This is a genomic window from uncultured Ruegeria sp., assembly GCF_947500045.1.
Classification (GTDB): Bacteria; Pseudomonadota; Alphaproteobacteria; order Rhodobacterales; family Rhodobacteraceae; genus Ruegeria.
Genome location: NZ_CANMQQ010000041.1, coordinates 1 through 246 on the forward strand (window position 1 = coordinate 1; position 246 = coordinate 246).

Here is a 246-nt window from a genome sequence, read left to right on the forward strand (position 1 = left end):
GGTATTCCGCTGGGCTATGCCATGGGTCTGTCGGGTTGGTTCCGCGGTTGGTTTGATCCGATTGTCGAGTTCATGCGCCCGGTGCCGCCATTGGCGCTGATTCCTCTGGTCATCATCTGGTTTGGCATCTGGGAGACCGGCAAGATTGTTCTGCTGTTCCTTGCGGCCCTGTGGATCATGACCATCGCCGCGCGTGCGGGCGTGTCCGGGGTGAATATCTCGAAGATTCATGCGGCCTACTCGCTT

At 58.9% G+C, this 246-nt stretch carries 1 protein-coding gene; it reads left to right on the top strand.

The annotated features are described in order from the left end of the window. On the top strand, positions 1-246 hold a 246-nt coding region (locus Q1B46_RS22160; RefSeq protein WP_299952069.1), incomplete at both ends, for an ABC transporter permease subunit.